The 13,699-nt window shown below is 45.9% G+C and carries 10 protein-coding genes and 3 tRNA genes; 3 read left to right on the forward strand and 10 right to left on the reverse strand.

Annotated elements, in window-relative coordinates:
* Positions 1-57: 57 nt before the first annotated feature.
* Complete coding sequence (locus GWI56_RS15930) at positions 58-978, forward strand: YvcK family protein (protein WP_105253119.1); 921 nt, start codon at positions 58-60, stop codon at positions 976-978.
* A 113-nt stretch (positions 979-1,091) separates the two neighbouring features.
* On the opposite strand, the gene GWI56_RS15935 is transcribed toward GWI56_RS15930, so the two are convergent.
* The 5 genes from GWI56_RS15935 to GWI56_RS15955 all read right to left on the reverse strand — a co-directional run bounded on the left by GWI56_RS15935 (position 1,092) and on the right by GWI56_RS15955 (position 4,794).
* Positions 1,092-2,285: an amino acid aminotransferase gene (locus GWI56_RS15935; protein WP_198573461.1), complete on the reverse strand. Its 1,194-nt coding sequence runs from the start codon at positions 2,283-2,285 to the stop codon at positions 1,092-1,094.
* Between the two features lie 392 nt (positions 2,286-2,677).
* A tRNA-Leu gene (locus GWI56_RS15940) sits at positions 2,678-2,764 on the reverse strand.
* Between the two features lie 49 nt (positions 2,765-2,813).
* Positions 2,814-2,887: transfer RNA gene (locus GWI56_RS15945), tRNA-Cys, on the reverse strand.
* 24 nt (positions 2,888-2,911) lie between these two features.
* Positions 2,912-2,987: transfer RNA gene (locus GWI56_RS15950), tRNA-Gly, on the reverse strand.
* 373 nt (positions 2,988-3,360) lie between these two features.
* Entirely contained in the window at positions 3,361-4,794 is a 1,434-nt protein-coding gene (locus GWI56_RS15955; RefSeq protein ID WP_028759978.1) for a glyceraldehyde-3-phosphate dehydrogenase, read from the reverse strand.
* Between the two features lie 203 nt (positions 4,795-4,997).
* Here GWI56_RS15955 and GWI56_RS15960 point away from each other — a divergent pair, with 203 nt between their 5' ends.
* Both GWI56_RS15960 and gap read left to right on the forward strand, forming a co-directional pair.
* Positions 4,998-5,897 (forward strand): DUF2989 domain-containing protein, encoded by a 900-nt coding sequence (locus GWI56_RS15960; RefSeq protein ID WP_198573462.1) that lies wholly within the window; start codon positions 4,998-5,000, stop codon positions 5,895-5,897.
* A 201-nt stretch (positions 5,898-6,098) separates the two neighbouring features.
* Entirely contained in the window at positions 6,099-7,109 is a 1,011-nt protein-coding gene (gene gap, locus GWI56_RS15965) for a type I glyceraldehyde-3-phosphate dehydrogenase (RefSeq protein ID WP_006081590.1), read from the forward strand.
* 162 nt (positions 7,110-7,271) lie between these two features.
* On the opposite strand, the gene nadA is transcribed toward gap, so the two are convergent.
* The 5 genes from nadA to astE all read right to left on the reverse strand — a co-directional run bounded on the left by nadA (position 7,272) and on the right by astE (position 13,475).
* Positions 7,272-8,354, reverse strand: coding sequence for a quinolinate synthase NadA (gene nadA / locus GWI56_RS15970; protein ID WP_028759980.1), 1,083 nt, complete (start codon positions 8,352-8,354; stop codon positions 7,272-7,274).
* Positions 8,355-8,486: 132 nt separating this feature from the next.
* Positions 8,487-10,109: a dihydrolipoyllysine-residue acetyltransferase gene (locus tag GWI56_RS15975; protein ID WP_198573463.1), complete on the reverse strand. Its 1,623-nt coding sequence runs from the start codon at positions 10,107-10,109 to the stop codon at positions 8,487-8,489.
* A 9-nt stretch (positions 10,110-10,118) separates the two neighbouring features.
* A complete protein-coding gene (locus GWI56_RS15980; RefSeq protein ID WP_028759982.1) occupies positions 10,119-11,096 on the reverse strand; it encodes an alpha-ketoacid dehydrogenase subunit beta in 978 nt (325 codons plus the stop codon).
* A gap of 3 nt (positions 11,097-11,099) precedes the next feature.
* Complete coding sequence (locus tag GWI56_RS15985; RefSeq protein ID WP_113939702.1) at positions 11,100-12,278, reverse strand: thiamine pyrophosphate-dependent dehydrogenase E1 component subunit alpha; 1,179 nt, start codon at positions 12,276-12,278, stop codon at positions 11,100-11,102.
* Between the two features lie 162 nt (positions 12,279-12,440).
* Positions 12,441-13,475, reverse strand: coding sequence for a succinylglutamate desuccinylase (astE, locus tag GWI56_RS15990; protein ID WP_198573464.1), 1,035 nt, complete (start codon positions 13,473-13,475; stop codon positions 12,441-12,443).
* Between the last annotated feature and the right edge of the window lie 224 nt (positions 13,476-13,699).

The raw sequence follows: 13,699 nt of genomic DNA on the forward strand, positions 1-13,699 counted from the left end.
GCGACAATGGATGGCTATGACATTAAATTTTCGGGTATTCAGGAAGGAAAAACCCAGATGCAGCATTTGATGTTAAATCAATTTGAACGTGTCGTCGCCATCGGCGGAGGCCATGGTTTAGGCCGAGTATTATCCTCGCTCGATTTTTTAGGCAACCGCCTTACAGGGATTGTCGCCACCACTGATAATGGCGGTTCTACTGGTCGACTGAGAGCCGAGCAAGACTGTATTGCTTGGGGGGATTTACGTAACTGCTTATCCCATTTAGCTAATCGTCCTTCCGTTGGCTCGCAATTGTTCGAATACCGTTTCCAAGGTGCCACTGAACTCAGTGGCCATAATTTAGGTAACTTAATTTTACTGGCTCTTGATCAACTCTGCGTTCGTCCATTAGAAGCAGTTAATCTCATCCGTAACTTACTTAAGATAGAAACTCAACTTATTCCCATGTCAGAGCAGCCCACTCACTTAGTGGCCCTGCAAGCCTGTGGCAGTAAAGTCTTTGGGGAGATTAATGTCGACAGTATGAATGAGGCTCCTATCGCGCTCTGCCTTGAGCCGCAGGTCGATGCCACCTTTGAAGCCTGTGAGGCCGTTCGGCACGCAGATTTAGTTATCCTAGGCCCTGGGAGTTTCTTAACCAGTATCATGCCGCCGCTGCTGTTACCTAAGTTCGCGAAAAGCCTCGCTGCAACTAAAGCGCAGGTGATCTTTATCGATAACCTGGCCGAAGAGGCCTCACCCGCGGGTCGATTTAGCATTGAGCAACGTATCGCTTGGTGTCATCAGGTGATTGGCAAGCCCATTATTCACAAAGTGCTACGTCATGGGGAACAAACGCGTTTAGGGCCACTGATCAACTATTTTCCGTTGAAGAACCGCCATAATCCCAATCTACATGATCAAGCGAACTTATTAGATGCATTAAGCGCCCTGCTGCGGATCAATGATCTCACTCAACAACCGCTTGCCTGCTAGCGCTTACCTGTTAATCATTTAATCGAAATAATAAAGGACAGCAAGTGCTGTCCTTTATATTGTAAAGCTAAAAGGAATGTCCTTTTAGTCTGTCTATAAGGCTGCAATAACCATTACAACACTTGTGCTATGGCTTTACAGATAACAGGCATATTCGTCTTAGTCATGCCTGCAACGCTAATGCGTCCAGAGCCGACAATATAGACACCAAATTCGTCTTTCAAACGTGCCACTTGGGCTTTGTTTAAACCTGAGAAACTGAACATGCCATTTTGGCGAGAAATAAAACTGAAGTCCTGAGTCACGCCCTCAGCCTTTAAGCTATCAACAAACAGAGTACGCATTTCGGCGATACGTTCACGCATCTCTTTGACTTCCTGCACCCACATGGCCTTCAGAGCTGCATCATTTAATATTGTGCTGACGATCAGTGCGCCGTGGGCTGGCGGATTAGAATAGTTGGCGCGTATGGTACGTTTCACTTGGCTAAAAGCACGTACGGCAGCATCAGCATCTTCAGCCACCACAGTCACGGCGCCAATACGCTCGTTGTATAAACCAAAGTTTTTCGAGAAAGAGTTAGCGACCAGCAACTCAGACACTTTAGACGCGACTAAACGCAGACCTGCCGCATCTTCTTCAATGCCAGCACCAAAACCCTGATAAGCAAAGTCAAACAGTGGCACGAGTTTCTTATCAGCACACAATTGAGCAACAAGTTCCCATTGCGCCAACGTTAAATCGATACCCGTTGGGTTATGGCAGCAACCGTGTAGCAGCACGACATCACCCGCATTGGCGTGAGACAAGTCAGTCATCATGGTATCGAAATCGATGTCATGGGCTTCTGCTTTGTAATAACCGAACTCTTTAACCGTTAAACCCGCCGTTTCAAAAATATTTTGATGGTTGGCCCACGTTGGATTGCTCACCCAAATAGTGTGCGAATCGGTATTACGCAGTAAAAACTCAGCAGCAATACGCAGTGCTCCTGTACCACCAGGAGCTTGCGCTGTGGCAGCACGGCCAGAAGAAATTAATGCACTGCCTTCGCCAAACAACAATGTTTGTACTACACGGTTATAAGCTTGAACGCCTTCAATGCCTAAGTAGTTTTTGGTCTTCTCTTGCTCAAGTAAAATGGCCTCGGCTTTTTTCACTGAAGCCAGAACGGGAGTCTGTCCTGCCTCATCCTTATAAATGCCAACACCAAGATTAACTTTATCCTGACGCGGATCAGCTTTAAAGGTATCGGTTAAACCAAGAATTGGATCAGCGGGTGCGAGTAATACTTGAGAGAAAATCATGACTACGTATCCTAATATGCGCGTGTAGGGGAAATTTCGGCTTATTTATACCACTGTCTTTAAGGGGGTAATAGCGACTTAAGTCCCTTCTTAGGGAAATTATTACACTATTGTCGATTCAACAATAAAAAGTACATTTTATTACGCAATTATTAGCCCAATAGTGACATTACTTAAATAAAGCGATTTACAACATCTAGATCACAAAATCACTCAGTTTTATATTGTAGAAAAGAAACAGGTCAGAAGTCGCAATACTGAATGAGTAAAATAGTGGGCTTGGGCCTAACCAATCTATAGCTGTAGTGATACTAGATTAAGAATCATGAAATGTGGGTGTAGAAGTTATAAAGCAAAAAAGCCCTGACATCAGTCAGGGCTTTTCTGTTTTTTGGTACCCGAGGCCAGACTTGAACTGGCACGCTGTTACCAGCGAGGGATTTTAAATCCCTTGTGTCTACCGATTCCACCACTCGGGCAAACTCTTTATATTAACGACGGGAATCGTGTCATTAATACTTTAATCTATGGAGGCGCGACCCGGAGTCGAACCGAGATCGACGGATTTGCAATCCGCAGCATAGCCATTCTGCCATCGCGCCCAAACTGCCAAATTTATTAAAATTTGGAGCGACATATCGGGTTCGAACCGATGACCTATACCTTGGCAAGGTATCGCTCTACCAACTGAGCTAATGTCGCCTATCATTGCGCTTAATCATTTGAACTCATGCTCGGCATGCTTTCCTCTGACTGCGGATTGGCATTCTACCGATTTAGACCTCAGAGTCAATCAACAATTTTTAAAAAATGATCTAAGCCGCATCGTTTGCCCAATAAACCGCCACACCTCAGTAAAGTTGATGTTTCATTCATCAATTTAGGCTTTGTACCGATACTGATGCCGATGCTACCGCTAATTAAACGCGGCAGATAAACAGGGGATGATGGTGAGTTATGGAGTCGAGTCCAATAAAATTGTAGAAGTATAGAAAAACAAAAGCGCCCTATTGGGCGCTTTATTCAAAGGTTAAGCAAAGTCATTAATCACTCGAGCAAAACCTACGTGGGCAATTTACGCAGGTAGAGATAGCGTCGTTAAACCTAACATCGTTTGCATTACGCCAACCACTTGGCAACTGTAACCAAATTCGTTGTCATACCATACATAAAGAATGGCACGCTTGCCTTCTGCAATAGTCGCTTGTGAATCAACCACACCCGCGTAGCGAGAACCGACTAAATCGCTCGATACAATCTCAGTAGAGTCTGTGTAGTCAATTTGATTTTGCAGTGGTGATTGTAGCGCCGTATCTTTCAGATACTCGTTAAGCTCATCTTTACTGGTTTCAGCATTCAGGTTCATGCTGATGATCGCCATAGAGACGTTAGGCGTCGGCACACGAATCGCGTTACCTGTTAACTTACCGGCTAATGCAGGTAAAGCTTTAGCAACTGCTTTTGCTGCACCCGTTTCAGTGATCACCATGTTTAATGGTGCACTACGGCCACGACGGTCAGCGGTATGATAGTTATCAATCAGGTTTTGATCGTTAGTATAAGAATGAATCGTTTCAACGTGACCATTCTCGATACCATATTTATCATTCACAGCTTTCAGTACTGGCGTAATAGCATTGGTGGTACAACTCGCCGCTGAAACGATAATGTCTTCTGGGGTAATATCGCCTTCGTTCACACCGTAAACGATGTTCTTAATCGCGCCTTTTGCAGGAGCCGTCAATAATACTTTGCTGGCACCTGGACTCTTAAGGTGTAAACCAAGACCCGCTTCATCTTTCCAAATACCTGTATTATCAACAATCAATGCATCATTGATGTCGTATTTAGTGTAATCCACTTCGTCGGGTGAATTAGCATAGATCACTTGGATATAAGTGCCATTGGCTATGATGGCGTTGTTCTCTTCGTCAACTTCAACAGAACCATTGAAAGGACCATGGACTGAGTCACGACGCAGTAAACTCGCGCGTTTTTCTAAATCGCCTTTCTTGCCGCCACGTAAAACGATAGCGCGTAACCTTAACTTATTGCTGCGACCTGTGCGTTCAATCAGCAAGCGTGCCAATAAGCGACCGATACGGCCAAAACCATAAAGCACGACGTCACGCGGCGCGACATCATCGGCATGGTCGATAGCATCGGCCAATTCTTTTGCCATATAGCTTTCAATTTCGCTGACATCAGTATGGTCGCGCCAGTAATTGACAGCGAGCTTACCAATATCCACTTTACATTGTTTAACTGCGAGTTTGCTCAAAGCTTGAACGAAGGGGAAACTCTCGCGTAAACGTAATTTTTCACCGACATGACGACGAACTAAACGGTGCGCTTTAATGATTTCAATCGTAGAAGCATTGAGTAACGGCTTGCCGTAGACCACGACTTCAACGCCTTGGTTACGGTACAACTTGCCTAACAAAGGCTGCATCGCCTCTGCCATTTCAAAACGTTCTTGCCAACTTTGTAGGTGTTTATCAGCGCTCATTTACAGATCCTTTATCTCACTTTTCAATAAAATGTACTGAAAGGTTTGAGTAACATGACGAAAAGACCAATAATCTAATGCGGGTTTTAGGGAAAACCCTGTTTTGGTCGGCGCCATTGTAATGAAAGTCGCGCTTTGTTGCCAGTAAGATATTTTCTGTAAATCTGTAATTTTATTAGAAAAATTATCGTTTGGAGAGTGTTTTGAGACAAAATCTAGTAATAATTACATCATTTACCTTAGGGATGAGCTTTTTCGGTCTTTTCGGTTGTGATAATGACCGAAATATCTCAGCAATTTGTAAAAATAATCCTGAAATTTGTGCCGATTTGCATAAGGACAGCTGGTGTTTGACTGAAAAGACCAAACTTATCCAAAACCGCTACAAGTTAAAAGACAACGAAAACCTCACAGGTAAGCAGCTCTACTCACAATTAACCTACCTTGAGGATTACAGCCGTTGTATTGAACTCGCCTCTGGCGTTCAGCATATCATCCACACCAATCGCACAGCAGATAGAGCCAGAGCCTTTAGACTAAGCACTCAAAATTTAAGTTTACTACAAGATCAAACCCGTGAACGGCAAGACCCTTTTATGTCCTATTACCAATGGACTCGCTTTGGCGATACCGCAGCGTTAAATAGATTATTAGAACAGGAAAACGCTGGCGAAGTGACTGACCCCTTTCTACTTGCCCAAGTCGCAACCTATTACAGCAATCGAAATGCCATCAAAGCGCAACAACTCTATCTTAAAGTCTTTGCGGAGATCCAATACGATGATTTCGACGTTAACTGGTTACTTGGGCTCGCATCTGCCTATCGCCAGCAACAAGTTTTAGATAAATCCTATATGCTGACGAAAGCAAATTTACTACTTACGCAGCAGAAGTATTCAGAGGAAAAAATGCTAGCCTTGCTCGGTGGCAATAAAACGCTGGCAACTGAACTCGATTTAAAAGCCCAAGCCCTTATCGATGCGCTAAAAAAGGGCACTTATTCTATGAGTCCAGTAAGACAATGGCTTGATCCTCAAGCGGTTGCCCAAGCGCCAACTGAAACCGAAGCTGTGCCGCCTGCGCCTGTCGAAAAAGTAAACTAAGCAACTGATGGCAAAATGTTTGCCATCTTGTAATTTTTTACCCAATTAACGCGTGAAAAATGGCGATTTCGCGACCGATGTAAAAAAAATACCTAATTTGTTAATCAAGACAGCGGTAAAATGCCGATTTAACTTGACGATAGCTGTCAGTTTGGTAATTTTACTACCAGTTGAATTTTATAATCACCAGAGGGATATGAGATGACTATCCGTGTAGCAATAAATGGCTATGGCCGTATCGGTAGAAACGTATTACGCGCCTTGTACGAAAGCGAAAAAGCTTATCCAATCAAGATTGTCGCTATTAATGATTTAGGCGACGCTTCAATCAACGCCCACCTGACAAAATACGATTCTGTTCACGGTCGTTTCAATGCCAAGGTTGACCATGATGCCGAAGCCATTTATGTGAATGGCGATAAGATCCTCACTTTCCAAGAACGTGATCCTGCAAAACTGCCATGGGCAGAGCTACAGGTTGACGTGGTTTTCGAATGTACCGGTATCTTTACTTCTAAAGAAACCGTTCAACCGCATTTAACCGCTGGTGCGAAGAAAGTAATTATTTCTGCTCCAGGCAAAAACGTCGATGCCACTGTTGTTTACGGTGTGAACAACAACGTGCTGACGTCAGACATGACAGTGATTTCAAATGCTTCTTGTACAACAAACTGTTTAGCCCCTTTTGCTAAGCCGTTAAATGACGAGATTGGTATCGAATCAGGCCTGATGACCACTATTCACGCTTATACCAACGATCAACGTTTATCTGACGTGTACCACACAGATTTACGTCGTGCCCGTGCAGCGGCACTGTCAATGATCCCAACTAAAACTGGCGCAGCTGCTGCTGTAGGTTTGGTTGTACCTGAATTACAAGGTAAATTCGACGGTTTAGCGGTTCGTGTACCTACAGTTAACGTATCACTCGTGGATTTATCTTTCATCGCTGCCCGTGATACTACGGTTGAAGAAGTAAATGCCATTATTGAACGTGCTGCCAGCGTTGCGCCATTAAGCGAAGTGTTAGCGGTAAACAAAGAGCCATTGGTGTCTATCGACTTTAACCACAATGCGTTTTCTTCAAACTTTGACGCCACTCAAACCCGTGTAAACGGTCGTTTAGTGAAAGTGATGTCTTGGTATGATAACGAATGGGGATTCAGTAACCGTATGTTAGATAACGCGGTTGCACTGATGAACGCCAAGTAAGTAAGCGTAAAGTAATCTAGTCACTAGATTCCGCGTTACTCAATTAAGCCTCGCATTTGCGAGGCTTTTTATTGCCTTAGTTTTAATAAAAACAACAGACATAAAAAATCCCCACTCTATGGCGGGGATTTTTATTACACTGAAGAAAGCTAAATAATAGGCTTAGGCATTACCCTTCACTTTCATATTCAGTGTTTTGGCGAAATCCAGCATACGCGTTAGCGGAATAAGCGCTTTCACTCTTAAGTCTTCATCCACAAAAATCTCATGGGTGGTTTTATCGCTGTCGGCGAGTGACGCTTCAATTGCCTGCAAACCGTTCATCGCCATCCAAGGACAGTGGGCACAGCTCTTACAGGTGGCGCCATTTCCGCCCGTTGGCGCTTCGATTAAAATTTTACCTGGCGCCGCCTGCTGCATTTTATAGAAAATACCGCGATCGGTTGCCACGATAAAACGCTCATTCGGCATGGTTTGCGCCGCTTTGATTAGCTGACTAGTTGAGCCAACCGCATCGGCCATCGCCACCACACTGGCTGGCGACTCAGGATGCACAAGAATCGCTGCATCTGGGTAAACGCTTTTCATATCGCGCAGTGCATTAGATTTAAACTCGTCATGAACGATACAATCACCCTGCCACATTAACATGTCGGCGCCCGTCTGTTTGGCAATATAACTGCCTAAATGACGATCGGGTCCCCAAATGATCTTTTTACCTTCACTATCTAAGTGTTCAACGATTTCAAGGGCAATGCTGGAGGTCACCACCCAATCGGCGCGCGCTTTAACCGCAGCCGAGGTATTGGCGTAAACCACCACAGTATGATCTGGGTGGGCGTCGCAGAAAGCGCTGAACTTATCGATTGGACAACCTAAATCCAATGAACAGGTCGCTTCTAAGGTCGGCATTAAAATGGTTTTTTCTGGGCTCAAAATCTTGGCGGTTTCGCCCATAAACTTGACCCCAGCAACGATTAAGGTTTTTGCTGGGTGATCGCGGCCAAAGCGCGCCATTTCTAAGGAGTCTGAAACGCAGCCGCCAGTCTCTTCGGCAAGGGCTTGGATTTCAGGATCGGTATAATAGTGGGCAACCAGAACGGCATCTTTTTCAATGAGCAGTTGTTTGATACGCGCCTTATAATCGGCTTTTTGCGCATCGGACAAAGGCACTGGTTTAGGCGGAAACGGGTAATCAATGGTTTCTATTGTTGGAGCAAATGGGCTGGGGGCTAACTGACTCATAACACATCCATCAGGATAACTACGTTCGGGAATTATACGTAATCGGGATCAAAAGATTAACCCATTTGTGCAAAGCAAATAAAAAAGGACGCTTTTAGCGTCCTTTTAGTGTCAGTTATTCGTGCCAGCGGCTTAGCGCATCGCTAATAACATCTCTTGAGGTTGCTCAAGATACTGTTTCCACAGATTACAGAAGCGAGCAATCGTACCGCCATCGATCACTCTATGGTCACCTGACCAGCTCACTTGCATGATTTGGCGAGCTTCGACTTCCCCTTTCGCGTTAAAGCGCGGTAAGGTTTGCAACTTACCTAAGGCCACAATCGCCACCTCAGGTTTGTTGATGATAGGCGTCGCCACTGTGCCACCTAAGGCGCCAATGTTAGAAATAGATATAGTGCCGTCTTTCAGATCCGCTGGCGCCACGCGGCCGCTACGGGCTGCTTGGGTCAGGCGGGTGATTTCTGCCGCCACTTCTAAAATGCTCTTGTCCTGCACATCTTTGATGTTGGGCACCAAGAGACCGACTTTAGAATCCACCGCCATGCCGATATTGTGACGTGCCTTGTAAGTTAGTTCAGTGCAATCAGCATTCACTTGACTGTTCATCACAGGGAACTGACTTAACGCGAGCGACATTGACTTCATGAAGAAAGGCATCATGGTCAACTTCACTTCATCTGACGAATACTTCACTTTCATGCTTTCACGCAGTGCAACTAAGTCTGTTAAATCAAACTCTTCGCAATAGGTAAAGTGCGGAATGCTCGATACAGATTCAACCATCATGCGTGCCATCACAGCTTTTACGCCGCGAATCGGCTCAACCGTGTCAGCGCGTTGAGTCACTGTAGATGTTGGAACTTGGGTTTGAGATGTTTGAGTCGCTTGAACTGGCGCCTCTTTTACCGAAGCCATACTTGGAGCAGAAACATTGCTCGCGCCTTGTTGGAAACGAGTGATGTCTTCCTTATACACACGGCCGTGCTTTCCTGTGCCAGGTACTTGGCTCAAATCGATATCTAACGACCGCGCCATCCGGCGAACCGCAGGGCTGGCTAAGGCTTTACCTTGACGAGCAGGTTCTGCACTCACAATCTGCGCTGCTGGTGCCGCATTGGCCACAGTATCAGTGTTTGTTGTCGCCGCAGGTGCAGAAGCCGCCTGTTCAACTTCAATGGCAAATAAAGGCGCATGCACTTTGGCCAGCTGACCTTTGCGATAATGCAGTTTGGCAATTTTACCCGCTTTAATGGCAGGAATTTGCACCAGCGCTTTATCTGTCATCACGTCGGCAATCGGTTGATCTTCCTCAACCCAATCACCTTCGCTCACTAGCCATTCAACTAGTTCACATTCAACAATGCCTTCGCCGATATCCGGTAGTAAGAATTCTTCAATGCTGACGGATGAACTGGATGACGAATTGGCAGTTGTAGCCGCCACAGGCTCAGTAACTTTTGCAGTCGTCGCAGCAGGTTCAGCCGCAACAGATTCGCCTGCAATTTCAACGGCACCTTCAATTTGTACGGCATAAAGTGGCGCATGTACTTTCGCAATATCGCCCTTGGCGTAATACAGCTTAGTGACCACGCCCGCAAATGGCGCAGGGATTTGCACTAGGGCTTTGTCTGTCATGACATCAGCAATCGGCTGATCTTCAACGACTGTGTCGCCTTCTTTGACCAGCCATTCAACCAACTCACACTCCACAACACCTTCGCCAATATCCGGCAAAATAAAATCTTTAATCATACCGGACTCCTAGAAGGTCACTGATGCTTTGATGGCTTCAAACGTTTTGAATGCATCTGGCATGTATTCTTTTTCATGAATGAGTGGGTACGGGGTATCTAAACCACAAACGCGGCTGATGGGCGACTCTAGATACAAGAAGCATTCTTGCTGAATCGTCGCCGCTATCTCACCAGCAAAACCACCGGTTAATGGCGCTTCATGGTTGACCAGTAAACGTCCGGTCTTTTTGACTGAATCGGCAACGGTATCGATATCCCAGGGTGACAAGGTGCGTAAATCGATAACTTCACAGGAGATCCCTTCTTTAGCGGCCATATCGGCGGCTTTTTCAAGGATTTCCATTTGCGCGCCCCACGCCACTAAGGTGATGTCTTTACCTTCGCGAACCACTTCAGCCTTACCCAGTTCAATTTCATAATCGCCCGCGGGCACTTCGCCAACCGATGCACGATATAAACGCTTAGGCTCAAAGAAGATCACCGGATTTTTGTCACGGATTGACGCCAACAGCAGTCCTTTGGCTTGCTCAGGGTTGCGTGGCACCACCACTTTTAACCCCGGCGTCTGGGTAAAATAGGCTTCAGGTGATTGCGAGTGATAATGGCCGCCCGCTATGCCGCCGCCATAGGGCGTACGGAACACTAATCCACCGACATCGAACTCATTACCGCTACGGTAACGGAACTTAGCAGACTCGTTGACGATTTGATCAAACGCCGGAAAGATATAATCGGCGAATTGAATTTCAGCCACGGCGGTCATGCCATTTGAGGCTAAACCATTGGCAAAACCGGCAATACCTTGCTCTGTCAGCGGCGTATTAAAGCAGCGAGCGCGACCGAATTTTTCTTGAAGACCGGAGGTGGCGCGAAATACCCCGCCAAAGTGGCCCACATCTTCACCAAAAACCACCATGCGTTCATCGGCTTGCATGGCAATCGACAAGGCCTCATTGACGGCCTGTAACATATTCATTTCAGCCACGGCTTATAGTCTCCCTGCACTTTTTGGATAGGCTTGCGGATATTTCTTGATATGTTCTTTAAGCTCGGCGAGTTGCTTTTTCAGCACTGGCGTCGGCTTGTCGTACACATCTTCAATAATTTCATCCAGCATAGGCACAGGAATTTTTTCAGCCACTTTTACCGCAGCCAATACTTCTTCACGATATTTTTCATGCAGTTTCACATCATCCGCTTCAGCCAACCAACCTTTGTTGATAAGCCATAATTTGAAGCGTTTAACCGGATCGTGTTGCTGCCACTTGGCTTCTTCATCTTTCGAGCGATAACCTGAGGGGTCGTCTGAAGAAGAGTGTGCGCCGAGACGGTAAGTCATGGCTTCAATCAGCACAGGCGCATTATGCTCAATCGCATAGGCACGGGCTTGCTGGGTTGCCGCTAACACGGCCAACATGTCATTGCCGTCTACACGAATGGTGTGCATGCCATAACCCACACCGCGGCTGGCAATACCGTTTCCAGCAAACTGCTCTTCAGTGGGGGTAGAAATCGCGTAGCCATTGTTACGACAGAAGAAAATCACTGGGCATTTCAGTACCGCGGCCATGTTTAGGCCAGCATGAAAATCCCCTTCCGATGCAGCGCCTTCGCCAAAATAACAAACCGCGACTTTGCGCTTACCTTGCATTTTTAAGCTGTAGCCCACACCAGTCGCCTGCGGGATTTGCGTGGCTAACGGTGACGAAATCGTTTGATAATGCAATGCCGCACTGCCGTAATGGATTGGCATTTGTCGACCTTTACCAAGATCTTTCTCGTTACTGAACATCTGATTCATAAACTGTTCAGTGGTAAAGCCGCGATAACGCAGCGCCGCATGCTCACGATATTGTGCGAGGATCACATCTTCTTGATCGAGTGCGGCCACACTGCCGACAATCGCCGCTTCTTCACCCGTACAGGTCATGTAGAAGCTGATGCGCCCTTGACGCTGGGCGCCAAGCATACGTTCATCAAGTACCCGAGTGAATACACAGGTATCGTAAATTTTAGTGGCTAAGGTTTCATCTATCACAGGTAAAACCGCGGTTTCATAAGTGGTGCCGTCGGCTTGTAGAATTCGAAGGATAGGAATGTGTAGCGATGCCTTATCCAAGAAGCCGACACGGTGCACTGTATCAGTGTTGAGTGTTGCTTTGCTCATATTGTGCTCTTGTTATCTCATTACGCATCAAAGCGTTTTGATGTGTCTGTTTATACGAATATGCCCGACGAACATTACGTTAACGTAAACTACCTATCAACCATTGGCATAGCTCAAACCACAAGTTATCCCTGCCACGCATGTATATATTGCTTTACAAGCCTAACGCACGTCCGCATTCACCGCAGGGATCAGGCAAATCACAGTGCGATTGCCAATAGGCACTTTGGCATTAGGGAACACGACAGACTCAAACTCATGTTCCACTTTAATTTCTTGCCCACCTTCCCGCGCTAAAACAAAGCCCTTCGGGAAAGATCTGAAGTTTTCGACATCAGTTGCGAAGGTAAATTCAAAATCATCGAAATGTTTATTGATGACGCGGCACACTTGGTACAAGTTAACCTTATCGGCATCAAATGCATCCAGCTTCAACGGCTTAGCGGTGATCAAGCGCATGAACATTTCATGGGTGACGATAAAACGCGTCATGTCGTTCTGCCCCATGGGATACACTTTGCCAAGCTCAATGGTAAAGGCATCGGCACCGTAGCGTTCAGAGGAAAAATAGCTGAAGGTCGTGGTCGGTTCGTGGTGGAAAAGTACCGTATCGACGCCGCTTGCGGCTAAAAACATAATTTGCTCGCCGCTAAAGGCGCGCCCAGGACGATAGGGATAGATAGCGAACTTTTCATGCTTCGAGGCGCGCATCGCCGTGTGCAGATCATAATGGATGCGCTGACGTCCATCGGCAACCGTAGTATAAAAACGATCGACATAGGCTTCGAGTTTTTTCGCGCGTACTCGCTCAGGGTTCACTAACCCTGGTGGATTGGAATGCTCACCACTAAACAGACGATTCATGTTTTCGTCAATAATCCGCGTGCCGTTATTAATCGCTAATGGGTTACCAATGAGAAATAAAGTGCGCTGCTTTGCGATGATCTTTTGCTGTAAAAGTTGTTTAATTAAGCTATTGCAGAGTTCAATGGGCGCGGTCTCGTTACCGTGAACACCGCAGGAAAGCACAATATCTTTTCCTTCATTCTGTATTGGTTCGAAAACAATAACACCGGTATCCCACACTTCCACTTGAGTATGATCGCCTAAGTTAAATGAAAATTCGCCATCGAACTGTACAGGATGGGCTAAGGTGAGCGCTAAAAAATCCTTTGAATCTAACAGAGCTTGTAACACAGAATTCTCCTTATAATGATGTGTAACAGTATTGGCGCAATAGCATAAGTACAGGCAGTAATAACCACTTAAGCATTTATCTCACCGCGGTTAATCTCACTCGCACCTAAAAAACGGCTTCAATACTAACACATGTTTTTAGTGCTGTTCTCAGACATTTATTGCCGTAGGACCCAGTTTTAAGCGGAATGACATTCAACTAAGCTGATTGTTAAATTCTTAGG

The organism is Shewanella sp. DW31, from assembly GCF_015767295.1.
GTDB lineage: Bacteria > Pseudomonadota > Gammaproteobacteria > Enterobacterales > Shewanellaceae > Shewanella > Shewanella oncorhynchi.